The 25,387-nt window shown below is 60.5% G+C and carries 20 protein-coding genes; 8 read left to right on the top strand and 12 right to left on the bottom strand.

The genetic code is table 11. The features are described 5' to 3' along the window. Window positions 1-2 precede the first annotated feature (2 nt). From NDJ10_RS01235 to NDJ10_RS01225, 3 genes are read right to left on the bottom strand one after another with little or no spacing between them, the layout of a single operon-like run. Window positions 3-674, bottom strand: a complete 672-nt coding sequence (locus NDJ10_RS01235) for an HAD family hydrolase (RefSeq protein WP_296159228.1) — start codon at window positions 672-674, stop codon at window positions 3-5. Next, window positions 671-1,354 (bottom strand): DnaA regulatory inactivator Hda, encoded by a 684-nt coding sequence (hda, locus tag NDJ10_RS01230; protein WP_296159421.1) that lies wholly within the window; start codon window positions 1,352-1,354, stop codon window positions 671-673. The genes NDJ10_RS01235 and hda overlap by 4 nt, the downstream gene beginning before the upstream one ends. Beyond that, on the bottom strand, window positions 1,354-2,448 hold the full coding sequence (locus NDJ10_RS01225; protein WP_296159227.1) for an AI-2E family transporter: 1,095 nt from the start codon (window positions 2,446-2,448) through the stop codon (window positions 1,354-1,356). The genes hda and NDJ10_RS01225 overlap by 1 nt, the downstream gene beginning before the upstream one ends. Window positions 2,449-2,546: 98 nt before the next feature. On the opposite strand from NDJ10_RS01225, the gene purM reads away from it, so the two are divergent. After that, entirely contained in the window at window positions 2,547-3,590 is a 1,044-nt protein-coding gene (gene purM, locus NDJ10_RS01220) for a phosphoribosylformylglycinamidine cyclo-ligase (RefSeq protein ID WP_296159226.1), read from the top strand. 6 nt (window positions 3,591-3,596) lie between these two features. Then, window positions 3,597-4,787 carry an MFS transporter gene (locus NDJ10_RS01215; protein WP_296159225.1) on the top strand — a complete coding sequence of 397 codons (1,191 nt, stop codon included), beginning with the start codon at window positions 3,597-3,599 and terminating at the stop codon, window positions 4,785-4,787. Between the two features lie 4 nt (window positions 4,788-4,791). Here NDJ10_RS01215 and torD read toward each other — a convergent pair whose 3' ends face one another. From torD to NDJ10_RS01195, 4 genes are read right to left on the bottom strand one after another with little or no spacing between them, the layout of a single operon-like run. Further along, a complete protein-coding gene (torD, locus tag NDJ10_RS01210; RefSeq protein ID WP_296159224.1) occupies window positions 4,792-5,484 on the bottom strand; it encodes a molecular chaperone TorD in 693 nt (230 codons plus the stop codon). Next, window positions 5,481-8,027, bottom strand: coding sequence for a trimethylamine-N-oxide reductase TorA (torA, locus tag NDJ10_RS01205; RefSeq protein ID WP_296159223.1), 2,547 nt, complete (start codon window positions 8,025-8,027; stop codon window positions 5,481-5,483). The genes torD and torA overlap by 4 nt, the downstream gene beginning before the upstream one ends. A 25-nt stretch (window positions 8,028-8,052) precedes the next feature. Further along, entirely contained in the window at window positions 8,053-9,279 is a 1,227-nt protein-coding gene (gene torC / locus NDJ10_RS01200) for a pentaheme c-type cytochrome TorC (RefSeq protein WP_296159222.1), read from the bottom strand. Between the two features lie 50 nt (window positions 9,280-9,329). Then, window positions 9,330-9,512, bottom strand: a complete 183-nt coding sequence (locus NDJ10_RS01195) for a nitrate reductase (protein WP_296159221.1) — start codon at window positions 9,510-9,512, stop codon at window positions 9,330-9,332. A gap of 320 nt (window positions 9,513-9,832) precedes the next feature. Here NDJ10_RS01195 and NDJ10_RS01190 point away from each other — a divergent pair, with 320 nt between their 5' ends. After that, window positions 9,833-10,549: a response regulator gene (locus tag NDJ10_RS01190; RefSeq protein WP_296159220.1), complete on the top strand. Its 717-nt coding sequence runs from the start codon at window positions 9,833-9,835 to the stop codon at window positions 10,547-10,549. On the opposite strand, the gene NDJ10_RS01185 is transcribed toward NDJ10_RS01190, so the two are convergent. Next, window positions 10,546-13,494 (bottom strand): ATP-binding protein, encoded by a 2,949-nt coding sequence (locus tag NDJ10_RS01185; protein ID WP_296159219.1) that lies wholly within the window; start codon window positions 13,492-13,494, stop codon window positions 10,546-10,548. The two genes, NDJ10_RS01190 and NDJ10_RS01185, sit on opposite strands and share 4 nt — an antisense overlap. Before the next feature lie 28 nt (window positions 13,495-13,522). Between NDJ10_RS01185 and torT the strand changes: the two genes are divergently transcribed. Beyond that, complete coding sequence (torT, locus tag NDJ10_RS01180) at window positions 13,523-14,608, top strand: TMAO reductase system periplasmic protein TorT (RefSeq protein ID WP_296159218.1); 1,086 nt, start codon at window positions 13,523-13,525, stop codon at window positions 14,606-14,608. A 51-nt stretch (window positions 14,609-14,659) separates the two neighbouring features. On the opposite strand, the gene NDJ10_RS01175 is transcribed toward torT, so the two are convergent. Together NDJ10_RS01175 and chrA are read right to left on the bottom strand one after the other, a co-directional pair. Continuing rightward, the gene (locus NDJ10_RS01175; RefSeq protein ID WP_296159217.1) at window positions 14,660-14,965 is read right to left on the bottom strand and encodes a PadR family transcriptional regulator; all 306 of its coding nucleotides are present in this window, start codon (window positions 14,963-14,965) and stop codon (window positions 14,660-14,662) included. A 10-nt stretch (window positions 14,966-14,975) separates the two neighbouring features. After that, complete coding sequence (gene chrA, locus NDJ10_RS01170) at window positions 14,976-16,181, bottom strand: chromate efflux transporter (protein WP_296159420.1); 1,206 nt, start codon at window positions 16,179-16,181, stop codon at window positions 14,976-14,978. Window positions 16,182-16,264: 83 nt separating this feature from the next. Here chrA and NDJ10_RS01165 point away from each other — a divergent pair, with 83 nt between their 5' ends. The 4 genes from NDJ10_RS01165 (at window position 16,265) to amrS (ending at window position 19,760) form a co-directional block, all read left to right on the top strand. Continuing rightward, window positions 16,265-17,047 carry a TSUP family transporter gene (locus NDJ10_RS01165; RefSeq protein WP_296159216.1) on the top strand — a complete coding sequence of 261 codons (783 nt, stop codon included), beginning with the start codon at window positions 16,265-16,267 and terminating at the stop codon, window positions 17,045-17,047. A 235-nt stretch (window positions 17,048-17,282) separates the two neighbouring features. After that, entirely contained in the window at window positions 17,283-18,107 is an 825-nt protein-coding gene (gene amrB / locus NDJ10_RS01160; RefSeq protein ID WP_296159214.1) for an AmmeMemoRadiSam system protein B, read from the top strand. Beyond that, complete coding sequence (amrA, locus tag NDJ10_RS01155; protein WP_296159213.1) at window positions 18,097-18,684, top strand: AmmeMemoRadiSam system protein A; 588 nt, start codon at window positions 18,097-18,099, stop codon at window positions 18,682-18,684. The genes amrB and amrA overlap by 11 nt, the downstream gene beginning before the upstream one ends. After that, on the top strand, window positions 18,681-19,760 hold the full coding sequence (gene amrS / locus NDJ10_RS01150; protein ID WP_296159212.1) for an AmmeMemoRadiSam system radical SAM enzyme: 1,080 nt from the start codon (window positions 18,681-18,683) through the stop codon (window positions 19,758-19,760). The genes amrA and amrS overlap by 4 nt, the downstream gene beginning before the upstream one ends. Before the next feature lie 110 nt (window positions 19,761-19,870). Here amrS and NDJ10_RS01145 read toward each other — a convergent pair whose 3' ends face one another. Both NDJ10_RS01145 and putA read right to left on the bottom strand, forming a co-directional pair. After that, complete coding sequence (locus NDJ10_RS01145; RefSeq protein ID WP_296159211.1) at window positions 19,871-21,004, bottom strand: branched-chain amino acid ABC transporter substrate-binding protein; 1,134 nt, start codon at window positions 21,002-21,004, stop codon at window positions 19,871-19,873. Window positions 21,005-21,107: 103 nt separating this feature from the next. Next, the gene (gene putA, locus NDJ10_RS01140; protein ID WP_296159210.1) at window positions 21,108-25,193 is read right to left on the bottom strand and encodes a trifunctional transcriptional regulator/proline dehydrogenase/L-glutamate gamma-semialdehyde dehydrogenase; all 4,086 of its coding nucleotides are present in this window, start codon (window positions 25,191-25,193) and stop codon (window positions 21,108-21,110) included. Between the last annotated feature and the right edge of the window lie 194 nt (window positions 25,194-25,387).

The following is a 25,387-nucleotide window of genomic DNA, read 5'->3' as shown; positions in this document are numbered from 1 at the left end:
TTTTAAAAAAGCTCAAGTATGCGCCAGCCACGTTCCTGGGCAATCGCACGCAGCCGGTCTTCGGGGTTGGTGGCTACCGGATGGGTCACTTTCTCCAGCAATGGCAAGTCGTTTATGGAGTCGCTGTAAAAGGTGCTTTCCACCTGGTCCCAGCGCAAGCCGCGTTCCGTCAGCCACTGTTCCACCCGCGTCACCTTGCCTTCGCGAAACGACGGTATGCCGGCAATCTCGCCATTGAACCAGCCACTTTGCGGGTCGCGTGCCAGCTCAATGGCAATCAGCTCGGGCACGCCAAAGGCCTGCGCAATGGGGCGCGTGACAAATTCATTGGTGGCGGTCACGATCAGCACCGCATCGCCGGCGGCCTGGTGCTGTTGCACCAACGCCAGAGCCTGGGGCTGAATGGCTTGTTGCACCACCGACGCCATGAACTTGGCATGCGCAGCTTCTGCTTTTACCGCACCTTGTGCGCGCAGGGCTTGCGTGGCAAAGTGCACATACTCAGAAATATCGAGTGTGCCCGCCTTGTACTGTTCGTAAAAAGCGTCGTTGCGCCGGTTGAATTCAACCGGGTCGTGCCAGCCCAGCGTGGTGGTAAAGGCATTCCACTCGTAGTCGGAATCCATCGGGATCAGGGTGTGATCCAGGTCAAACAGGGTCAATTTTTGGGTCATGTGTTGTCCATCATGGCTTTGATCAGGGGAATCGTGATGGCGCGCTGGGTTTGCAAGGCGTAGCCGTCCATCAGGTCGAGCAACTCCATCAGTGACCCCAGATCGCGGGAAAACCGCGTCAGCATGAAATCCATGACCTCGTTGCTCAGCACGATACCGCGTTCATCGGCGGCCAGACGCAACACGGCGCGCCGCTCTGGCTCGCTCAAGGCGTGCAGCGCAAAAACATGGCCGCCCCCCAGTCGGGTACGCAGGTCATCGCGCAACTTCAGATCAGCGGGCGGCAGGCTGCCGCTGGCCAGCACCGCAATTTGCAGGGTCTGGGCGTGGACAAACCAGTTGAAGGCCAGTTGCTGTTGTGCCGTGCTGAAGGCATGCACGTCATCCATCAGCACGCAGGCCCAGGACTCGTCAAATTCCGGGGCCATCTGGCTGCCGGCATCAAGCCAGCCAACGCTGGCGCCCTGCGCATGCAGCGCCACCCGCATGGCTTGCAGCAAATGGGTTTTGCCACAGGCGTTACCGCCCCAAAGGTAAGTGGGAACGGGTGAACGCCGGGTGGTACCGTCTTGACCCAACCAAAGTTTGAGATGCGCCACGACGGCTTGATTCGAGCCAACGCAAAAATTCTTCAGGCTCGGCCCCGTAGGCAAGCCCATGTCCAGCACCAGTTGTTGCATCATGCGTCGTGACGGTCCTGGTAAAGCGCGCTGTCCAGATAAGCCATGCGCAGCCGGCGGATCGCGACCAGCATCACCGCGCTCAGCGGCAGGGCGATCAACACGCCGACAAAACCCAGCAAATGGCCAAACGCCAACAAGGCAAAGATAACTGCCAGCGGATGCAGCCCGACGCGCTCCCCCACCAGGCGCGGTGTCAAAAAGAAACTCTCCACCAACTGGCCCAGACCATACACCACGGCCACCATCACTAGGGCGCTGACGTGACCTGCCTGTGCCGAGAATTCCAGAAAACTCGCCAGTGTGGCCAGAATTAGTCCCAGCCCGAAACCCAGGTAAGGAATCGCCACCGCCAGGCCGGTAAAAACGCCAATGGGCAGCGCCAGATCCAGGCCAAACAACGCCAGCCCGGCGCTGTAATACACCGCCAGCACCACCATCACCAGCATCTGGCCGCGCAGGTACTGGCCCAGCACGGCATCCGCCTCACCCGTGAAACTGTCGACCGCAGTGCGCAGCCGGGGTGGTACCAACACCAGCAGCAGATCGACAAAACGACGCCACTCCATCAGCAGGTAAAACAGCACCACCGGAATCAGCACCGCATTGCCCACCAGTGACAAGGCGACGCTGCCGCCCAGTTTGGCTGAAGCCAGCAAGCGACCCAGCAAGTCTTCAAAATTGGCGTTCAGGTGCTCCATGGCAAAAGCCTTGAGCCCGGCCACGTCAAACGACACATGCAGACCAAATTGCGACAAAAAAGGTTGCAGAAACGTATTGAAACGGTCCAGCATCGGCGGCACCTGCTCGCGCAACAGCGGCAGCTGCTTGATCAGGATGGGCACCACCAGCAGCATCAACGCCAACAGCAACAGCAGGAAAACAATTTCCACCGCCACCACCGCCAGCAAACGGGGCATGCGGCCGCGGCCCAGCCGGTCCAGCCAATCCACCACGGGCGTCAGCGCGTAGGCCAGAATGGCCGCCACCACAAACGGTGTCAACACCGGTGCCAGCAGCCAAAGCACGGCCAGCGTGCCCAGCAGCAGCGCAAACCAGGCAGAAGCTCTTTTTTGTGTGGAAGTAAATTGCATTGAAATGGCCAACGGGCCAACCCCTTAAAATCAGGCCAAATTCTATCGGCTTACGGCTTGCCGCCTGAGCCACCCCTTTGCCTTACCTGCACACTGCCATGACCCAATCCTCCACCCCTCTTTCCTACAAAGCCGCCGGCGTTGATATTGACGCGGGTGACGCGCTGGTGGAACGCATCAAGCCACTGGCCAAGAAAACCATGCGCGAAGGCGTGCTGGCCGGTATTGGCGGCTTTGGCGCACTGTTTGAAGTGCCCAAGCGCTACCAGGAACCGGTACTGGTGAGCGGCACCGACGGCGTCGGCACCAAGCTGAAACTGGCGTTCGAGTGGAACATGCACGACACTGTGGGCATTGATCTGGTGGCCATGAGCGTCAACGACGTGCTGGTGCAGGGCGCCGAGCCGCTGTTCTTCCTGGACTACTTTGCCTGCGGCAAGCTCGACGTCGATACCGCCGCCGCCGTGGTCGGTGGCATTGCCAGGGGTTGCGAGTTGTCCGGCTGCGCGTTGATCGGCGGCGAAACCGCTGAAATGCCCGGCATGTACCCGGCCGGTGAATACGACCTGGCCGGTTTTGCCGTGGGCGCGGTTGAAAAGTCCAAAATTTTGACGGGTGCAACGGTCCAGCCCGGCGACGTGGTGCTGGGCCTGGCCTCCAGCGGCGTCCATTCCAACGGTTTCAGCTTGGTGCGCAAGTGCATCGAACGTTCTGAGGGCGCTGGCACCGTACCTGCCACACTGGATGGCAAGCCCTTCAGGCAAGCGTTGATGGAGCCCACCCGCCTTTATGTCAAGAATGTGCTGGCGGCGCTGGCGGCCCACCCCATCAAGGCGCTGGCCCACATCACCGGTGGTGGCTTGCTGGAAAACATCCCGCGCGTGCTGCCCGAAGGTACAGCCGCCCATCTGACCAAGGGCAGCTGGCCGCAGACCGAACTCTTTGCCTGGCTGCAGGCCACCGCCGGCATTGACGACATCGAGATGAACCGCACTTTCAACAACGGCATTGGCATGGTGGTGGTCATCGACGCCGCCAACGCCACCGCTTGTGCCGCCACGCTGCGTGCTGCGGGTGAAACGGTGTTTGAGATTGGCACGATTGCCCCACGCGGCGACAGCGCCGCCGTGCTGGTGCGCTGATTAACCATGCCCCCACCGACCCAGCCCTTGCGCAAACTGCCCGCAAGCATCTGGGCGCTGGGCTTCGTCAGCCTGCTGATGGATGTGTCGAGCGAGCTGATTCACAGCCTGTTGCCGGTGTTCATGGTGACCACCTTGGGCATCAGCGTTTTTGTGGTCGGACTGATCGAAGGCGCGGCCGAGGCCACGGCGCTCATCGTCAAGGTGTTCTCCGGCGCCTTGAGCGACTACTGGGGCAAGCGCAAACCACTCGCCGTGCTGGGCTACGGCCTGGGCGCTCTTTCCAAACCGCTGTTTGCACTGGCTACGTCCAGCGGCTGGATCATCACCGCCCGGATGGCGGACCGGGTTGGCAAAGGCATCCGTGGCGCACCGCGTGATGCGCTGGTGGCTGACATCGCGCCGCCCGAACTGCGCGGCGCCGCCTTTGGCCTGCGCCAGTCGCTCGACACCGTGGGCGCCTTTTTGGGGCCGCTGCTGGCCATTGGTTTCATGCTGCTGTGGCAAAACGACTTTCGCGCCGTGTTCTGGGTGGCCACGGTGCCGGCTGTCCTGTGTGTGGCGCTGCTGGTGTGGGGCGTGCAGGAACCCGATCGGCCCCACGCCCACAAGCGTGTCAACCCGATCAGCCGCGCCAACCTGGCGCGATTGAGTCCTGCCTATTGGTGGGTGGTGAGTGTCGGTGCGGTTTTCACGCTGGCACGGTTCAGCGAAGCCTTTCTGGTGCTGCGGGCACAGCAAGGCGGCCTGGCGCTGGCCTGGACGCCGGTGGTGCTGATCGGCATGAACATCATTTATGCTGCTTGCGCCTATCCATTTGGCAAACTCGCCGACACATTGAGCCATACCAAATTACTTGCTTGGGGCTTGTTGCTGTTGATCGGTGCCGATGCCCTGCTGGCCTACAGTAACAGTGGTTTGTTTTTTTGGGCCGGTGTGGCGCTGTGGGGTCTGCACATGGCCATGACGCAGGGCCTGCTGGCGGCCATGGTGGCCGACACCGCGCCGGCTGACTTGCGCGGCACCGCCTATGGTTTTTTCAACCTGCTCAGCGGCGTGGCGCTCTTGCTGGCCAGCGGTTTGGCCGGCGGCCTATGGCAATTTTTTGGCGCCTCGTTCACCTTCATGGCAGGCATAGGCTTTGCCGCCGTGGCGCTGGTTTTGCTGGCGCTGCAACCGCGCGGTTTGCCGCGCTAGATTCTCACGCCACCGCATCACCTTGTGCCATGTCCTGCAGGAACGACTGGTCCTGTTGCACAAAAGCCAACAGCAAGGTGGCCAGGGCGGGATAGACGTCGAAACGGGTTTCGACCTGCTGACATTTGTCAACAAATAGCGCCAGCCAGCTCATCAAACCATCCTGCAAAAACGCGGCCTGGTCGAGGGCCTGGACCGGGGTGGGCATGCCGCTGGTGTCGGCTTGTTCGATCAGCTTGACCATCACGGCCAGGTAGATCGCCAAATGGTCGGCGGGCTCCTTGAACTCCTCTTGCAGCGCCAGGGCGGACTGTTCCAAAAACGAGCGCATGCGTTGTTCCGCTTCACCAAAGAACTCCTGCGTTTTGCCGGTGTAGCAGGACGCGTAAGGCAAGGCGCCGGCCTTGGCGTCGAGCAGAAAGACGTGGGCAAAGTCGGCGGCCAGTTCCAGGTGGGCATGCGGCACCTCGCGTAAACTGTCAAAGGCCTGTTGCAGGCGCTGGCTCGGGCTCTCCAGGCCAATACTGCACAGGCCCTCCAGCAAGGTCACCAACTCGCCGGCTTCATAGGCGGCCAGCGTAGCGGCTGGTAACTCTTTGGCGTAAAGGCTTGAGAACCAGCCGTACACCGCGGCGCGCTGCTGGCAGGCCTGCTGCCACTCGGCGGCCGTGAGCTCGCCTCGGTCAGCGGCCATCATGACTGGCGCACCAGTTTGCCGCTGCTGTCGACTTCGGTCGGACCGCCAAAGGCCGTCACCGCGGGCACCGTACCAGTGTATTTTTCCATCTGCACCAGACAGGTGTTGGCACTGGTGGCCTGGGCCAGGCTGGATGTGCCGATGTCCAGCGTCAGGGTGTTCGGGTCACCGTAGGTGTCGATCGCACCAATTTCGGGGCCGGTAGGGCCGTACCACGCACCTTCTTGAATACGCACCACGCCGCTGGGGAAATTGTCCGACACATGGGCGCCCGCCAGCAACTGGCCGCGGTCATTGAAGACGCGCACCAGGTCACCATGGGCAATACCGCGTGCCTGGGCATCGGCGGGGCTCAGGAACACCGGCTCGCGGCCCTTGATGGCGTAGCTGGAGCGCAGCGGTTCCGATTCGCACAGCTGCGAGTGCAGGCGCTTGTCCGGGTGTACCGACTGCAGCCACAGCGGAAAGCGCTTGGAGTTGGGGCCGCCGTGCGAACGCTCGGTTTTTTCCATCCACACCGGATGGCCCTTGCAGTCCTTGTAGCCAAAACGTTCGATCTTGCGACTGAAGATCTCGATGAAGCCCGACGGTGTGCCCAGCGCGTTGACTTCAGCATCGTCGCGGAAGTCGGCGTGGCGCACCCAGGGTTTGCCTTCGGGGAACAGCACGTAACCTTTTTTCCAGAATTCGGCAAACGGCGGCATCGGGAATTCTTTCAGGCCGTTTTCCTTGCGGCAGTCTTCGTAGAGCTTTTCAACCCATTGCATTTCGTTCATGCCGCGGGTGTACTCCTCCTCACGGTCAAAGCGACGGCACAGGCCCTTGAAAATCTCAAAGTCTGGCCGTGAATGGAACAGCGGATCCACCAGCTTGTGCATCGCCAGCACACCGCGGTTGCTGTAGGAGCCGTAGGCGTCGATGTCATTGCGCTCGAAATGCGTGCAGGCGGGCAGCACGATGTCGGCGAAACGGCAGGTGGCCGTCCAGTTGTAGTCGATCGCCACCACGGTTTCCAGCTTGCGGTAGGCCAGCTTCATGCGGTTGCGCTGTGGTTGGCGGTGCCATTGGTTGCAGCCGCTGAAGATCGCCATCTTGTAGGGGGCCAGCTTGACCTTGCTGCCATTGAAGTCGATCTCCTTGCCAGGCTCCAGCAGTGCGTCAATGACACGGGCAATCGGCATGGTCGGGCTGTAGCCCTTGAAATCGGTGTTGTCGTATTTTGGTTTGCGCCCTGGGTCGAGGTTGAGCGGGAAAGCGCCTGGCATGGCCGCCCCCGACGACGACACGCCGACCGAGCTGTAATGGTGCGCGTAGCTGATGCCGCCACCCGGCAGGCCGATCTGGCCCAACATGGCCGCCAGCACGGCACCCATCCAGTAGGGCTGTTCACCGTGCTGCTGGCGCTGGATAGACCAGCCAAAGATCAGCTGGGTGCGGTTTTTGGCCATCAGGCGCGCCAACTGGCGAATGCGCTGTGCCGGCACGCCGCAAATGGCCGCTGCCCATTCCGGGGTTTTCTCAATCTTGTCTTCGGTCTTGCCTTGCAGGTAGGGCAGGAAACGATCGAAGCCCAGGGTATGGGTCTTGAGGAAGGCCTTGTCGTAGAGGTCTTCCTTGACCAGCACATGAGCCATGGCCAGCATCATGGCCACGTCAGTCATCGGGTTGATGTACTGGTGCGCGCAGCCCAGGTAATTTTGCGTTTTGCTCTTGACCGGGTCCAGGCAAATGACCTCGATTTCCTTGGCGGCGACCTTTTTTTTCAGTTGCTCAAAGTAGGCATAAGACTCGTGGGTCTCGGTGTTCCAGCCGACCTGCAGGTTTTTGATCGGGTCGTTGGCCCAGAAGATGATGGTTTTGCTTTCCTTCAGGATCAGCTCCCAGGAGGTGCCTTGCGAGTAGACCTCGGTCGAACCCAGCACATAGGGCAGGATAGTCTGACCGGCGCCGGTGGAGTAATCGCCCACCGTGCCGACGCTGCGGCCATGCATGCCGATGGCGCGGATCATGTGGTTACCGCAACTGTGCATCTGGCCCACCGTGCGCCAACCGACGCCGGCCGTGTGCAAGGCCCAGGGGCCGTAGGTCTTCTGGACACGCTCGAGTTCTTCGTAGAACAAGTCGATGGCTTCGTCCCAGCTGACGCGCACAAAACGGTTGTCACCGCGTTGTGTGGTGTCGCTGTTGTGCCGTTTTTTGTACCAGTCCAGCCGAACCATGGGGTAACGGATCCGCGATGAGCTGTAGATCAGGCCGGGAATGCCTTTGATCATCTCGGTCGGGTGTTTGTCGTACTCGAACGGACGCACTTCCATCACCCGGTCATTGACCACCTTGGCGCGGATGGCCCCGAAATGGGAACCCGTGATCTTCCAGCCTGTCAACGCGTTACCGGCTGCACCGGCCAAGCCTGTAACTGAAGCCGCGCCGCCCTCGGCAACGGCCGCTTCGGCTGGGCGTGCGGTCAATAAGGTGGGGGCCACCAGCGTGGTGCCGGAGAAGGCCGCCAGCCCTTTTAAAAAATTGCGACGTGAATAAGTCATGTTAATCATCCTGTTAAACCTGGATTTAAGGCCGGGCCGTTTGCAACGAAGTGTCGGCAGCATCTGCACCATGCGGCGTCTTGCTGAAATCGGACGAATTGGACTGCAGGTATTTCAGCACCACCTGGGCGGTGTCGGTGTCCATGCTGGTGAAGCCCACCATGCCGCCAAACAAGCCGGGCCAGGCGTTGGCGTCAAAGTGCGACTCTTGTGGCTGACGATGGCAGACGCTGCAGCTCTGGGTGTAAGAGGCGCGTGCCACCGTCCAGATCGGTTCGACGCTGTCGATCAGGCCGCCCTTCTTGATCCAGACCTTGGCTTGAACCTGCTGCCACTCCAGACCCGTGACGGGATCTTCCTTGGCCGCGAGCACCTGCACCAGCGCCTTGTCTTGCGCCACTTCCTTGCTGAACACGGCGTTGGTGATGTTCAGGCCAAACTGGCTGTACCAAACCCGGCCGTAGCCTTTGTTTTTGCGCCACAGCGCCAACTCGACCCGTTGCGCATCACCCTTGACCTCAAGCACCTTGACCTTGGTGGCCACTTCCAGCTTGCCGATCTTGTTTTTCAAGCCGGCATCGGTGAACATGTCCTGCGGCAGGACCGTGAAATAGTCCTTGCCACCCGACACGCTTTGGCCGGAAGCGCTGGATACCAAGGTATCAAAGGCCGGATTGCGCGCGCCTTTCATGTCGGGCAGCTGGTGGGCAATGCCCTTGTGGCAATCCATGCAGCTCTGGTCGCGTGCGGCGGCATTGCGCATGGCCACTTGCGAGGTCGGGCGCATCTTGTTGAAATCCATGTCCTTGTAATCATGGCAGCTGCGGCATTCGCGCGACCCATTGGCGGCAAAGCGCGCCCACTCACGCTGGGCCAGCACAATGCGGTGTTCCTTGAACTTTTCGCGGGTGCCGATCTGACCTGTGAACTGCGCCAGCACTTCACGGCTGGCCTGCATTTTGCGCGCCAGCTTGTCGGTGAAATTGTGCGGTACATGGCAGTCCGGGCAGGTTGCCCGCACACCAGATCGGTTGCTCCAGTGCACGGTTTTCTGCAGCTCCGGCAACAAGTTGTCATGCATGGTGTGGCAGTTCAGACAGAACTCTTCCTTGTTGGTCAAGTCCATGGCGGTATTGAAACCCTGCCAAGCCAGAGCACCGGCGATAAAGCCGCCGGTGACGAGCGCACCCAGACCGATCCGCACCGAAGGTCGCAGGAACAGCTGGGCGATAAATCCAAATATTTTTTTCATGGTCTTTTGCTTTCGAATCAAAAACACAGGTTGGTGCGGCTTCGATCGCTTCAGGCCGGTGGTCCAAAAAACAGCAACTGCGAGAACCAAACAAGAAATCCGTAAACAACCATCAAGGCGCCCATCGTGGCGGGCAGTCCGACGCACGCGAGCAGTAAAAACTTTCTCCATTCGGATTGCGAAGCAAGCGTGCTTGCAGTGGTGCCTGAAAAATCATCCGGCTTGTTGTTCATGCTGATACCTTGGCTAAAAAGTTGAATTCAAGGGATGCGATCACGTCAAGTTCTGGTGTTGCCTGACCAGCAAAAGCATCTTCCTGCCATGACTGATTTTGATAAGCGGGAATTAACTGGGTGCAGAAAATTGTCAACAGTCCGTGCTTTTGTGTTAACCGCGTTAACACACAGAACGCCCTCATGGCGCAGGAAGTGCAGCCGTCCGACACCTTCGCACGTGCTGGACCCCGCGCGCTGAAACGCGCGCTTTATCCGGCAAAATCTCCCCCTGATGACGCCCACCCCAACGCTCCAACGCCCTCACCTCGGTCAAGCCCGTGGAAAATAGCCCGATCAAACTTCTGGTCGTCGACGACGACCCCATCACCTGCAAGCGCCTGGAAGCCTATTTCATGGCCGAAGGCTACGTCGTGTTCCTAGCTCACAACGGGCAGGAGATGTGGAAGGTGCTGAACCAGCAAGACATTGCGGTGCTGTTGCTCGACGTCGGCCTGCCTGGTAAGGATGGTCTGGAACTCGCGCGCGAGCTGCGCGCCCGGGACGATGTGCTGGGCATTATTTTGGTCAGCGGACGCGACGACGATGTCGACAAGATCGTCGGCCTGGAGTCGGGCGCCGATGATTACGTCACAAAACCGTTCAACGCACGCGAATTGCTGGCCCGGGTCAAAATCGTGCTGCGTGGCGCGCGCCGACAAGCGCACAGGCACGTGCACCAAGGCGTGAGTTTTGGCCGCTGGAAGTTTGACATCAACCACCGCCGCTTGTCGGACCAGCAGGGCCAGCAGGAGGTGCTGACGCGCGGCGAACTTGAAGTCCTCGCTGCCCTGGCCACCCATGCGGGCGAGGTACTCAGCCGGGAAAGGCTGATGCAGAATGTCAGTCACCGCAGTTGGGACCCGAGCGACCGCACCATCGATGTGCTGATTTCGAGGCTACGCGACAAGCTCGAAGAAGATCCCAAAAAACCCCGACTGATCGTGACCGTGCGCAGCGAAGGTTATGTTCTGATGAACGAGGTCAGCGCAACTTAAGTCGGCCCGGGCTGCAAGTGCTGGCGCAGGCGTTGGCAACTGTGCAGGGCATGCGCCTTGAGTCGGGTCAACTGCTCTTGTAGTTTCCCGTGATCTGGTGTCTCGCTGGCAGCAGCCAATTCAAGTTCGCGCGTCCCGGCCATCAGCTGGCGCAAGCCCAAATTGGCGGCCGAGCCGCGCAAGCGGTGCGCCAGTTTGCCGAGCTGCTGCCATTGACAATCTTGCAAGGCGGTTTCCATCGGCGCAAAAACGTCGGGCAAGCTGGCACTGAAAAGCTCCAACAGCTCGGTCAGCATGGTGACGCCCAGTGTCTCGGTTTCTTTGGCCAGAAAGACCTCATCGAGCCAGCCCTCATCGACCACCGCCCCCGAGGGAACGGCCACACCTAAGGCGCCGGCCAGGGCGTCCAGGCTGAACGGCTTGCTCAAAAAACCCGCCAAACCAGCCGCCGCTTGCGCGTCCTGGGTCTGGGCGGCCAGATGGGCGGACATCACGATGACCGGCACCTTGGCCCAGCGCCCCTGCGCCAGGACACGAATGTCCTTGACCACCTCGAGGCCCGACTTGCCCGGCAGACTGATGTCCATCAGGATGGCATCAATCAGCCCCTGATGTTGCGCCAGCAGGGCCATGGCCGCTGCGCCGTGTGCGGCCACCAGGGCGTGGTGCCCCAGCAGTTCAAGGTACCGGACACAAACCAGCCGGTTGATGTCATCGTCCTCAACGACGAGCACGGTCAATGGCCGCGGGGCCGCAAGCGTACGCGGCGGCTGAGGCCCGAGATCGGCAGCCAGCGCATCGGCCGTCTCAAGTTCGAGACTGAAGTGGACACAGGTGCCGCGGTTCTCCTCGGATTCCAGGCCAATCTCGCCACCCATGGCCAGCACCAGGCGCTGGCAAATTGCCAGGCCCAGACCGGTTCCGCCGTGGCGCCGGTGCGCCGTGTCTTCCACCTGAACGAAAGGCTTGAAAACCTCGGTGCATTTGGATGGTGGTATGCCGATACCGGTGTCGGTAATGGCGAAACGGATTCGTTGACGGTTTGCTTGCGCCGCAGCCTGCGCCCGGATCGACACCGTCACGCTGCCCAGATCGGTGAATTTAATGGCGTTGCCGATGATGTTGAGCAGCAACTGGTTGATTTTTGGTCGGTCACCAAACACCACCTCTGGCACCTCGGGTCCCACCTCCAGACGCAGGGCAATCCCCTTGTGCTGCGCCGGAACCGATTGCAGGGACAACATGGCTTCGACGCTTTTGCGTAAGCTGAAAGGCTCCAGCTGAAGGTCAAGCTTGCCCGCCTCGATGCGGGAAAAACTAAGCATGTCCTCCAGAATTTCCAGCAAGGTCCGGTTGGCGTAGCCAATCATGTGGATGTATTCAAGTTGCCGTGCGTCGGGCGCAGTTTCCTCCAGCAGGCGCACGGCACCGCTCACACCGCTCAGGGGTGTGCGCAGTTCATGACTCAAGCTGCCCAGAAAAACGTTCTTGGCCTTGTTGGCATCTTCCGCCGCCTGGCGTGCCACGGCATGCTCGGCCACCTCACGCTCCAGCAAGGTATTGGTCTCTTTCAGCTCCGCCGTGCGTTCGGCCACCTGGCTCTCCAGGGCTTCCTGATGCAGGCGCAGTTGGCGCTCCAGGTTTTCGCGCGCGCGTACGTTGTCCCGGACCTGCTCCAGCGCGCGTCCCAGTGGCGCCAGTGGATCCTGATCAGAAGTGGTCAAGTTGACGTCGTAATTGCCGGTGCTGAGCGCGCGCACGGCGGTTTCCATGCCCTTGAGACGCGTCAGAACATGGTGTCTGAAGACGGCCCACAGGCTTGCGAAGAAGGCGATACCGAACAAAGCGGCGACCAGCAAAAAGCCCACCAGCACACGGTCGACTGCGCTCTTGTTTTGTATGCGGGCGCTGTCAATTGCCTTGCCGCCCGAAGTGGCCAGGGCGCTGGCTTGTTCGTTGAGTTGGGAAATCAGCGCACTGCCCTGACTGCCCAGCTGCTGCATCTCAAGGACCTGCGCCAGGCGCTGGCGGCGAATGGCAAAAGGTCCCATGGTTTCAGGCCCGGCCAGCACCTTGTAATGCGTCAGGCTATTTTGCTGCAGGCTCGGGTCTCGCAAGTCGTCAATGCGCCGCTTCAAGGTCGCCAAGCCCGCCACAAAGCCTGCTTGAAGCTGCGTAATCTGATCGACTTGTTGCGCATTTTGCAGTTGGTCGAGCAAGGTTTTCAGGTTGGCGCACAAAAGCTGGAGCTCGGACATGCGCTCTATGGCGTCCACGTCGACCTCAATCAATCGGTCGAGCGTGCGAAACAGTTGCTCGCGCTGGCTGTTACCGTCCACCAGTCGGTAAAGGTTGGCAATATTGGCCGTGGTGGTGGTCGATGCGTTGGCAACCAAAAACTCGGACAGGCCCAGCAAGGCGTCCAGCGCCAGGTGCTGACGGGACAAGGCCGCGTGTTCGGCCTGTTCGGTCTCGACCCGCGCCTGGGTCTGCTCAATCTGGCGTCTGAAATTTTCTGCCATTGCCGCCACGGTCAGACGCACCTCGGTACTTTGGGTGTGGGCGAAATTTTGCTGCTTCAAGCGGTCCAAAATCTGCCCCATGTCCTGGAGTTGCACATCGATGCCGGCCGCAATCCGTTGGGTCTCTGGCGAACTTTGCACCCGCGGTAATTGTTCAACCCAGGCGGAAATGCGGGAATTGCTGTTGACCAGACCCTGCACCGCCTCCATGGCCGGAATGGCTTCATTGACAATTCTTTCGTGACTGGAGATGACCTGCTGGAAACTGAGCCAGGCCAGCGTGGCCAGCACCAGCACCAGCACAGCCGCCACGCCAAACACTGCCATCAGCTTGCCAACCAATCCCGTGCGCAGGCCCGGATCGTTCGCTTTGACCTGCGACCACCAGCGGAAAAAACCGTCGTAACGACGTAAGATGTGCAAGACTGTCCTCACTGCCTGATGAAAAATGATGATGCCGAAAGCATACTGCAAGCCTTTCCCGAGTTGCTTTGCGCAGTTGGTTGCCAGCCTGGTGTTTTTGTGTGCCAGCGCTCATCTGACAGCCACCGAGCTGTACCGATGGGAACCACCCTACGCCTACACCGGCCGTGCCATACCGCTGCCCTATCAGCCCGCGGCCTTGGCCAGCAAGCCATGGAGTTTGTGTATCGTCTTCCCCCATGTCAAGGACGCCTATTGGCTGGCGGTGGATTATGGAATGGTTGACGAAGCCCGCCGACTCGGTGTCAAACTGCGCATTCTCGAAGCCTGGGGCTATGCCAACCTGCAACGCCAGCGCAGCCTGTTGCAGGACTGTGCCGCCATGGCGGATGTGGACGCCATCATTCTTGGCAGTGTTTCCTTTGCCGGACTTACCGAGACCATCAAGTCTGTCAGCCGGAAAAAGCCGGTCTTTGCCACCGTCAACGACATCGCCAATGACGGCCTGAGCGGCAAGGTGGGCGTGCCTTGGTATGACATGGGGAATCTGATTGGTCGCCACCTGGTCAAGTTGCACCAAAACTCGGACACGCCGGTCCCGATTGCCTGGTTTCCCGGACCCCACGCCGCCGGCTGGGTACCCTTTGTCGACCGTGGCTTTCGCGATGCCATCCGTAACACACCCATACGCATCGTCACCACCGGATGGGGCGACACCGACAAGTCTGTGCAGCGCAATCTGGTTCAGGTGGCCCTGGGCGACTACCCCCATATTCGTTACCTGGTAGGTAATGCCATGATGGCCGAAGCGGCGGTCAGTATCCTGCGTGAAAAAGGGCTTGAACAGAAAAAAGGCATTCTCTCGACCTATTTCACGCCAGGGGTGTACCGCGGCATTGTGCGACGCAAAATTCTGGCCGCTCCCACCGATTTACCCGTGCTGCAAGGCCGTCTGTCCATTGCACAGGCGGTCGACATGCTGGAAGGCCGGAACTACGCGCGCCACGTGGGCCCCGTCATCCAGGTCGTTGACCATGAAACGCTTCAAACCCTGGACCTCGAAGAATCCATTTCACCCCCCACCTTTTCACCGCAATTCGAATACCGGCCCTGAATTGTTCACCCCCGAGTTGAAATAGCTCAAACTGACGCTCATGCGCCAAGCTCAGTGACCCTCAATCAGTTCCCCGAACAATTCTTTGACCTTCGTCCGCGCCTGTGCAAGCGCAACCCGGCCTTGCTCGGTGATCTCGTAGACGCGCCGCGCCCGCCGTCCAGTACGCTCGTGACGCGAAGTCAGATAGCCTTTTTTTTCGAGCCCATGCAGCATCGGATACAGGGTTCCGGCGCTTATCTCGTATCCGTGATGCCGTAGCTCTTCAATGATGCCAAGTCCGAAGATCGGTTCCTCGGCGGCATGGTGCAGGATGTGCAGGCGGATCAGGCCACCATAGAGGTCTTTATCGGTCATTGCTACAGCCTCACAGAACGGCACTCAACAGCCAGCCCACCACGCCGCTACCGATGACGACCAACCAGGGCGGGAGTTTCCAGAACATCAGTGCGACAAGGGCCACCAGAGCCAGCCCGAAGTCTTGCGGCTGGTGAATGGCGCTCGTCCATACTGGCTGATAGAGCGCAGCCAGCAGAAGACCGACCACGGCAGCATTGACCCCGGCTAGCGCCGCTTGCGTGCGCATGCTATGGCGCAGCCGCTCCCAAAACGGCAAGGCACCGACGACCAGCAGAAATGACGGCGCAAAGATCGCCAAAAGGCAGATCAGTCCGCCGAGCCAGCCCGAAGGCGTGGTGCTCATGGAAGCACCGAGGAACGAGGCGAAAGTGAACAAAGGGCCGGGCACCGCCTGCACAGCACCGTACCCGGTAAGGAAGGCTTCATTGCTGACCCAACCAGAGGGCACGACCTCAGCTTGCAGCAAGGGCAGCACGACGTGGCCCCCGCCAAAAACCAGTGACCCGGCACGGAAGAAGGCGTCCACCATGGCCATGGTTTGACTCGGCATCAGTTGCACCCAAACCGGCAGACCGATCAGCAGAGCAAAAAACAGTGTCAACCAGATCACACCGGCACGATGACTCACCGTCAGCGGCAGTTGATCGTGTGCGCCGTTCTGAATCGGCTTGAACAACAGCAGTCCAGCGATCCCAGCGGCAGCAATGATGCCGACCTGCCCCCATGCAGATGGCACAAGCAGAACGACACAGGCCGTAATCGCCATGATGGTGACACGCGGCACGTCAGTACAGAGGTTGCGTGCCATGCCCCATACCGCTTGGACGACGACTGCGACGGCCACCACTTTCAGACCGTACAGCGCTCCGGGCGATATGGCATCGCCGAAATTGGAAATGCCCAGCGCGAACAGGATCAGGACAACCGCTGAAGGCAGTGTGAAGCCTGCCCAGGCAGCCAGTGCCCCGGCGTAGCCCGACCGGGACAGACCCAAGGCGATGCCGACCTGGCTGCTTGCAGGCCCCGGCAGGAATTGGCACAGCGCGACCAAATCCGCATAGCTGCGCTCGGACAACCAGCGCCGCCGGGTGACGAACTCATCGCGAAAGTAGCCCAAGTGCGCGATGGGGCCGCCGAAAGAGGTCAGCCCGAGGCGCAGAAAGATGAAAAAAACAGACCAGGGGCTGCAGTTGCCAGTGTGCGGGTTGGTCATGGTTTTTTTTGATTTCAATTGGGATCGGTTGATAATAATCGAATGTCGATACTGAAATTCGATTATTTGATGAAGGATCACAAATGGAACTTGTCTTGATTGGCGTCTCGGCCCTATTGGTCTCTGGCCTGACACTTTTTTCAGGCTTTGGCCTTGGGACAGTTCTGATGCCGGTTTTCGCGCTGTTCTTCCCCTTGTCACTGGCTATCGCAGCCACCGCTGTCGTGCATTTCGCCAACAACATTTTCAAGTTCGGCTTGATGGCCAAGCAGGCTGACTGGCGGGTCGTAGCCCGCTTCAGTGGGCCTGCCGCTATCGCCGCCTTGGCGGGGGCAAGTCTCATTCCTCTGTTTGACAAGATGCCGGTCATTGCGAGTTACACCGTTGACGGATCGACGTTCGAGATCACCATGATCAAGGCCGTCATAGGCGCCCTGATCGTGGCATTCGCCCTCCTGGAGTTGTCACCCCGCTTTCAAGCGCTGGCGTTCCCGCCGAGTTGGCTGCCGCTGGGAGGCGCGCTGTCCGGTTTCTTCGGCGGCCTGTCAGGGAACCAAGGTGCACTGCGCTCAGCCTTCCTGTTGAAAAGTGGCCTATCGAAAGAGGCGTTCGTCGCTACAGGCGTGGTTTCAGCTGTCATCGTTGATGCTGCGCGACTGGTGGTTTATAGCGCTAGTTTCATGGCGAGCAACTTGGCCCAGTCACAGGAACTACTTGTGCCAGTTGCGGTGGGCACAATCTGCGCTTTCATTGGTTCCTTCATGGGCAAGCGCATGCTTCAAAAAGTGACCCTGCGCACGGTGCAGATCGTGGTGGCTGTGGCAATGCTGCTGATCGGTGTTGGTTTGATGGCCGGCCTGGTCTGACGCTGTTCAAGAGCAACGGTTTTTTGGGCTTGGCGTGCTTTATTTTCCGTTTTCTGAGACAGCCCCTCTCTGAATGCCCCTCGCTTTGGACGAGGGTCGTTCAGGGCATTTGAGCAAGGCGCTGCGAATAATCAGGCAAGTGACGAGTTCTTTACCACAGAATTTGTATTGTTTTGTGCTCAGCCAACCCAATATGACGAAGCAAGAAAGTCATCTTTGGCCAAAGGAAATTCAAATGCACCAAGTCCGTCCCCCCGCCGTCGCCGTGGCCTTTTACCCGGGCCGCAGCCAGACCCTGTTGCACGACGTGCTGGCCATGCTGGCTGCTGCCAAACCGGGCGCTGCAAGTGCTGACGCTGCCGCGTCCGCCCCCAAAGCCCTGATCGTGCCCCACGCGGGCTACATCTACTCCGGTGCCACCGCGGCGCAGGCCTATGCCCAACTTGCCAGCATGCGTCAGAAAATCCGGCGTGTGGTCTTGCTGGGGCCGGTACACCGGGTGCCGGTACGCGGTCTGGCTTTGCCTGGCGCCGATTTTTTTGCCACGCCTTTGGGTGAGATAGAAATCGACCAGGACGCGGTAGCGGCCATCCGCCCGCTGTCCCAGGTGGTGGTGAGCCCGGCTGCCCACGCGCAGGAACACTCGCTGGAGGTGCAATTGCCTTTTTTGCAATTGGCGCTGGATGACTTCAAACTGCTGCCGCTGGCGGTGGGCGACGCCACGCCAGCAGAGGTGGCCCAGGTGCTGGAGGCGCTCTGGGGCGGCGACGAGACAGTGATCGTGATCAGCTCCGACCTGTCGCACTTCTTGCCTTACGCCACAGCGCAGGCGATGGATAGCTCGACGGTGCAGGCCGTGCTGCAGCTGGTGCCCACACTGAACCACCAGCAGGCTTGTGGCGCCACTCCGGTCAATGGCCTGCTGCTGGCAGCCCGACACCATCACTTGCAGCCGCATCTGCTGGGGCTGTGCAATTCGGGTGACACCGCGGGTGACAAGGGGCGCGTGGTGGGTTATGCGGCGCTGGCCTTCACTCCGGCAGAACGACATGCGCACTGAACCCGCGTTAGCAAGTCTGCCCGGCCAATTGCTGCTGCAGATCGCCCGCGCGGCCATCGCAAACGAGCTGGGGCAAGCGGTGGCACAGCCTGAGCCAGCCGGCCAGGCGACCGATGTGCTGCAAGCCCCAGGGGCCAGTTTTGTCACCCTGAACCAGCAGGGGCAACTGCGCGGCTGTATCGGCTCGCTGCAGGCGCACCGGCCGCTCATGGCCGACATCCAGGCCAACGCCATTGCCGCCGCCCTGCATGATCCGCGCTTTGCCCCGCTGACCCGGATGGAGCTTGAGATCACCACTGTGGATGTCTCGGTGCTGTCTGAGATGCAGCCCCTGCCGTTTGCCTCCGAATCCGATGCGCTGGCGCAGCTGCGACCGGGCGTGGATGGCTTGGTGTTTGAGTTCGGACGTTACCGCAGCACGTTTTTGCCACAGGTCTGGAAGCAATTGCCCGACACCCGCCAATTCATGGCCCACCTCAAACACAAGGCCGGGCTGGCGCCCGATTTCTGGGCAGCCGAGGTCCGGCTGCAGCGCTACACGGTAAGCAAGTTCAAGGAAAGCGAGCCAACATCATGAAAGTGCGTGCCTCCGACTACCCTGCCCGCTATTGGCACCGGATTGACGACGGTCGCCTGCAATGCGACCTGTGTCCGCGCGACTGCAAACTGCACGAGGGCCAGCGCGGCGCCTGTTTTGTGCGCATGCGCCAGGGCGAGCAGATGATTTTGACCACTTACGGGCGCTCGTCGGGCTTTTGTATTGACCCGATCGAGAAGAAGCCGCTCAACAACTTCTACCCGGGCAGCAGCGTGTTTTCGTTTGGCACGGCGGGCTGCAACCTGGCCTGCAAGTTCTGCCAGAATTGGGACATCAGCAAGTCGCACGACATGGACAGCCTGATGGACCAGGCCTCACCCGAGGCCATCGCCAAGGCCGCGCGCGATCATGGCTGCAAGAGCGTGGCCTTCACCTACAACGACCCGGTCATTTTTGCCGAGTACGCGATGGACACGGCCGACGCCTGCCACGCGCTCGGCATCCATACCGTGGCGGTGACGGCGGGCTACATCCACGAGCAGCCGCGGCGTGAGTTTTTCGCCAGGATGGACGCCGCCAATGTGGACCTGAAGGCGTTCACCGAAGATTTTTACTTCAAGCTCACCAGTGCGCACCTGCAGCCGGTGCTTGACACCCTGCGCTACCTCAAGCACGAAACCAGGGTCTGGCTAGAGCTCACCACCTTGCTGATTCCGGGACGCAACGACTCTGACGAAGAATTGACGGCCATGTGCGCCTGGATCAAAAAGGAACTCGGAGCCGACGTACCGCTGCATTTTTTGGCGTTCCACCCCGACTACAAAATGGCGGACGTGCCAGCCACGCCTGTGGCCACGCTGGTGCGTGCCCGCAACATTGCACTCAAGCAGGGCTTGCATTACGTCTATACCGGCAACGTGCACAACATTGAGGGCGACACCACCTTCTGCCCCAACTGCAAGGCGCCGCTGATCGTGCGCGACTGGTACCAGATCAATGACTACCGGCTCACCGTCTCAGGCCACTGCCCGGACTGCGGTAGCGCAGTGGCCGGCCGTTTTGATGCGAAAGGCGGCCATTTTGGCCGCCACCGCATACCGGTCATGCTGGGCTGATGAGTTGACCGTGTCATCTGATCAGCCCTCCCTGTGGGAGCGGGGCCTTCGCCGCGAATGAATTCAAACAGCCATCTTCGCGAGGGCGCGACTCCTACAGAGGAGCCCGTTCAATAACTTGCCAGCGGCACCAAAGTTGCGTTTTTGAAGGTGTAGACCGTGATCGGGGCCTGCTTCATATTGCCTTTGTCGTCATAGGCATAGGTGCCCATGATGCCCTTGTAACTGCCTTTGTAGATGACGGCGCCCACTTTGTCCGGGTCCAGTGAGCCGGCTTTCTGGATCGACTCCCCGATGAACATGGTCTGGTCATAAAACGGCGCGGCATACACGTCGGCATCCTGGTTGTAACGTTGCTTGTACTTGGCTTTGAAAGCCGGGCCAGCGGCCGTCTTTTCCAGGATGGAGCCGCCCTGCGCACAGAACACCACGTCATTGACTGCATCGCCCGCGAGCTTGCCCATTTCGGGGCTGCACAGGGTGTCACCGCCGAGCAACTTGGCTTTGACAGCGAGTTGCTTCATCTGCCGTGTCATGGGTGCAGCTTGAGGGGCGTAGCCGCCAAAGAAAATGGCGTCCGGATTTTTGGCCTTGAGGGTGGTCAGGATGGAGGTGAAGTCCGTCGCCTTGTCCGTGGTGAACTCCTGTCCGACGACATTGAGTCCCAAGCGCTTGGCTTCCTTGGTGAACTCCTGAGCCACGCCCTGGCCAAAAGCGGTGCGGTCGTCAATCACCGCCACTGATTTGACCTTCAGCACATTGGCTGCATAGCTGGCCATGCCGGTGCCAATCTGGTTGTCGCTGGCAATGATTCGAAACAGATTTTTGTAGCCACCCAGGGTGACTTTGGGGTTGGTGCCAACGGTGGACATCATGGCGCCACCCTCGTTATAAATCCGCGAGGCCGGAACCGCCACACCCGAGCAATAGGGGCCCATGACGAACTTGACGCCGCCATCGACAAATTTTTGCGCAACCTGCACACCGGCTTTGGGGTCGCATTGGTCATCTTCGGATTGCAGTACAAATTTAAGCGTTTTGCCGCCGACCGTGATCTTCTTGCTGTTGAGGTCATCAACGGCCAGGCGCACGCCGTTCTCGTTGTCCTTGCCGGCAAAGGCGTTGGAGCCCGACAAGGGACCGGTCAGGCCGATCACGACGGTTTGTTCCTGGGCATAAGCCTGGCTGGCAAAGGCCAGGGTCAGCGCGCCCATCAAGGGCAAAAGGGTGGAGGTAAGTTTCATAGGGGTTTCCTGAAAAGGTGAATGTTTGTGAGCCAGCTTGCGGTTAAACCCATGCCTCATGGCGGTGTCTTGAAAGTCATCAATGTCTCCTTTTTTATAAAAATCAGCCCATGGTCATCAGCTGCGCATTACCGCCGGCCGCCGCCGTGTTGGTACTGATGCTTTGTTCGTGCATCAAGGCACTCAGATCATAGTTTGCACCCGCAGCCAATTGCGCGGATGACAGGCTTTCAATGCGCACGATGGCGCCTACCCGTTGCGCCACCTGAAGCGACAGGGCCTGCAAGGCATCGCCATCACCTTCGAACAACAAGGCACTCAAATGGACTTCACCGTGCAATTGCCCGGCGCTGCATAACCGCACAAACGATTTGACCTCAGCAGGCAGTGTGTTGAGCAAACGCGCCACAGCGCTGTCCGCGGCCGGGGTCTCAAGCCAGCAGGTGTTGCCGCTGGCCAGGGTCGCCGCCAATTGATTGACAAATCCAAGCGCGGTGCGCGGGACGACCCAGACCGCGCCGCGCGGCTGCAGTTGGTAACGGTTTGATTCACCCGTCGGACCTGGCAGCCGGAAAGATTGACCCAGCACGGTGCAGGCCAGGTAGGCTTCACAGGCGGCGGTAGCTTGCACCGCTTCAAAATGGCCTAACTCGCCCAAAGGCGCCACCAGGGCCAGTCCCTGCAGGCTTTCCAATAAAAACGCCAGGGCTTGCAGGCTGGCGGGCTCGGCTTGTTGGCGCTCGGTGCTTGCGGGGACCAGCAGGCGGCAAGCGGGCGAGTCTGCCAGTGCGGTGAGCGCCGGGTTGTTCTGCGCCTCGTCGGCCTGCAACAAACGGTACAAATACAGCGGTCCACCCGCCTTGGGTCCGGTGCCAGACAGGCCCATGCCGCCAAACGGCTGCACGCCCACCACGGCCCCGATGACGTTGCGGTTCACGTAAATATTGCCAGCCAGCACCTTTTTGGTCACCTGGGCAATGGTTTCATCAATGCGGCTGTGCACGCCAAAGGTCAGGCCGTAGCCGGTGGCGTTGATGGCATCGAGCACCTTGTCAAGCTCGTCACGCTGGTAGCGCAGCACATGCAGTACCGGGCCGAACACCTCGCGCTGCAGGCGTTCAATACCGTCAATTTCAATCAACGTGGGCATCACAAAATGGCCTTGACCGGCGCTTTCGTCGCGCGCCATGCGTGTCACGACCTGGCCGTCGGCCTGCATGCGGGCAATATGCCGTTCAATTTGTACCCGTGCGTCTTCGTTGATCACTGGTCCGATGTCGGTGTGCATGCGGTCCGGGTTACCCATCACCCACTCGCGCATGGCCTGTTTGATCATGTCCAGCACCCGCTCGGCCACGTCTTCCTGAACGCACAACAGGCGCAAGGCCGAGCAGCGCTGGCCGGCCGAATCAAAGGCCGACGACAACACGTCGCCCACCACCTGCTCGGCCAGCGCCGATGAATCGACCACCATGGCATTCTGGCCACCGGTCTCGGCAATCAGCGGAATGTTGCGGCCCTGCAGGCTCAGACGCTGTGACAGAGTTTGCGCAATCAGGCGCGCCACCTCGGTCGAGCCGGTAAACATCACACCCGCCACCAGCGGGTGCGCCACCAGCGCGGCGCCCACCACATCGCCGGTGCCGGGCACCAGTTGCACCGCATCCTGTGGCACGCCGGCTTCGTGCAGCAGCTTGACCATCACATCAGCCACCAGCGGCGTTTGTTCGGCCGGTTTGGCCAGCACGCAGTTGCCGCTGGCCAGCGCTGCCGCCACCTGACCGGCAAAAATGGCCAGCGGAAAATTCCACGGACTGATGCACAGTACCACGCCCAGGGGCCGATGCGTCTGGTTGTCAAATGTGGCTTCAGCCTGGGCCGCGTAATAACGCAGGAAGTCCACTGCCTCGCGCACTTCGGACACCGCGTTGGGCAAAGATTTGCCCGCCTCGCGCACGATCAGGCCCAGAATGCTTTGCATGCGTTGCGCAAGCAAGTCAGCCGCACGCTTCAGACAGGCGGCGCGCTCCTGCGGCGGTGTGACCTGCCAGATTTGCGTGGCATGGTCTGCCCGGCTCGCTGCCAGGTTCACCTCGCTGGCGCTGGCCGGGCGCACCCAGCCCACCACATCGCGCGTGTCTGCCGGGTTGAGCACGGCTTGCCAGCCGTCAGTCTCAGCCGTTTGCGGATTCACGGGCGCCACCTCAGCCACGGTGGCCGCAGCGGCGTAGCTGGTTTGCGTGCTGCGCAGCAAGCCAGCAGCCAGTGAGGCCAGTTGCTGTTCATTGGCCAGGTTCAGACCGGAAGAGTTCAGCCGTGACTGGGCACCCAACTCGGCAAACATCTGCCGTGGCAGGGCAATTTTGGGATGCGGTGCGCCAAGCTGGCCGGTCTGCGCCTCGATGGCCTGCGCTTCACCCACCGGGTCGGCCACCAGTTCATCGACTTTGATCTTGGGGTCGCCAATGCGGTTGACAAAGGAAGAGTTGGAACCGTTTTCCAGCAATCGGCGCACCAGGTAGGCAAGCAGCGTCTCATGCGTTCCCACCGGCGCATAAATGCGGCACGGGCGGCCCAGTTTGCCGTTTGCCACGGTACCTGTCACCTGTTCGTAGAGCGGCTCGCCCATGCCGTGCAGGCACTGGAACTCGTACTGACCGGCGTAATAGTTTTGACCTGCCATTTGGTAGATGGAGGCCACGGTCTGCGCATTGTGGGTGGCAAATTGCGGGTACACCGCATCCGGAACGGCCAGCAATTTACGCGCGCAGGCCAGGTAAGCCACGTCGGTATGGGCCTTGCGCGTGTACACCGGATAGCCGTCCAGGCCATCGAGTTGCGCACGTTTGATTTCGGCATCCCAATACGCACCCTTGACCAGCCGGATCATCAGCCGATGGCCGCTACGCCGGGCCAGATCGATCACATGGTCGATCACGAAGGGGCAACGCTTGAGGTAAGCCTGCACCACAAAGCCAATGCCGTTCCAGCCTTTGAGCCGGGGGTCAAAACACAGGCTTTCCAGCAGGTCCAGCGACAGCTCCAGCCGGTCGGATTCTTCAGCGTCGATGTTGATGGCAATGTCGTACTGGCGCGCCAGCAGGGCCAGTTTGGTCAGGCGCGGCAGCAATTCGCCCATGACGCGGTCGCGCTGGGCGCGGCTGTAGCGTGTATGCAAGGCGGAGAGTTTGACCGAAATACCCGGCCCTTCAAAAATACCGCGGCCGTTCGAGGCCATGCCAATGGCGCGAATCGACTGCTCGTAGGACGCCACATAGCGCTCGGCGTCCAGCTCGGTGGTGGCCGCTTCGCCCAACATGTCGTAGGAGTAGCGAAAGCCCTTTTTCTCCAGCGGTCGGCTGTTGGCCAGCGCTTCGGAGATGGTTTGTCCGGTGACAAATTGCTCGCCCATGAGCTTCATGGCACGGTGCACACCCTGGCGGATCAACGGCTCGCCACCCTTGCCGATCAGACGCGTCAGTGCGCTGGCCATGCTTTTTTCGCTGGCGGTGGCGGTGAGTTTGCCAGTCAACATCAGGCCCCAGACGGCAGCATTGACGAACATCGAGGGTGAGTTGCCCAGATGCGAATGCCAGTCGCCATGGCTGATCTTGTCGCGAATCAGCGCGTCGCGGGTGGCGTTGTCCGGGATGCGCAACAGCGCTTCGGCCATGCACATCAGCGCCACGCCTTCCTGGCTGGAGAGTGAAAACTCCTGCACCAGCGCCTCCACCCCGCCGCTGTCCTTGTTGCTGCGCAGGCCTTCCACCAGCCGGGCCGCCACGGTTTCTATGGCTTTGCGCTGGACCGGGTCGGACACATGGGCCAGTTGCACCAGCATCGGCAAACACTCGGGTTCGGGGCGGTGCCAGGCAGCGGTGATGGCGGCGCGCATGTCGGTCTGCGGCAGCACGTTTTGTGCCCAGTCCAGAAAGGGTTGCGGCGCAGAAAATGGGGTTGCGACGGGTGTGGTCGGCTCGTCGGTTTCATCCGGCTCAGGGGCATCAGCAGGGTGGGTTGCACCTAAACCTGCAAGCGCTGGCAACGGGCCCCGCTCGACGCTCTCCACGTACTGCATGACCGCCTGCTTGATGAGCCAGTGCGGAGTTTTTCCCTGCACGCTGGCGGCTTCCTTGATGCGTGTTCGGAGAGATTCATCGACCTTGATGCCAAGTGTGACTGTAGCCATGGGTGCAACTCATTTTAGGATTGGTTGCACCAATTCTATTAAAGGTACAACCCATTAAAATCAGGGATAACCCTTGGGTTGCACATTGGACCCTGGACAGCCTTCGGCCCGAGGGCGGGCCTCCTACAAGATACCCGCACCCTGCGAGATCTGCACTCTGTGGGATATGCACTCTATGGGAGCGGCGCCCTCGC

It is taken from the genome of Rhodoferax sp. (assembly GCF_023700745.1).
In the GTDB taxonomy this organism is placed as follows: domain Bacteria; phylum Pseudomonadota; class Gammaproteobacteria; order Burkholderiales; family Burkholderiaceae_C; genus Rhodoferax.
The sequence above is the reverse complement of the archived record's forward strand: the minus strand, read 5'-3'. Positions and strand labels throughout refer to the sequence as shown.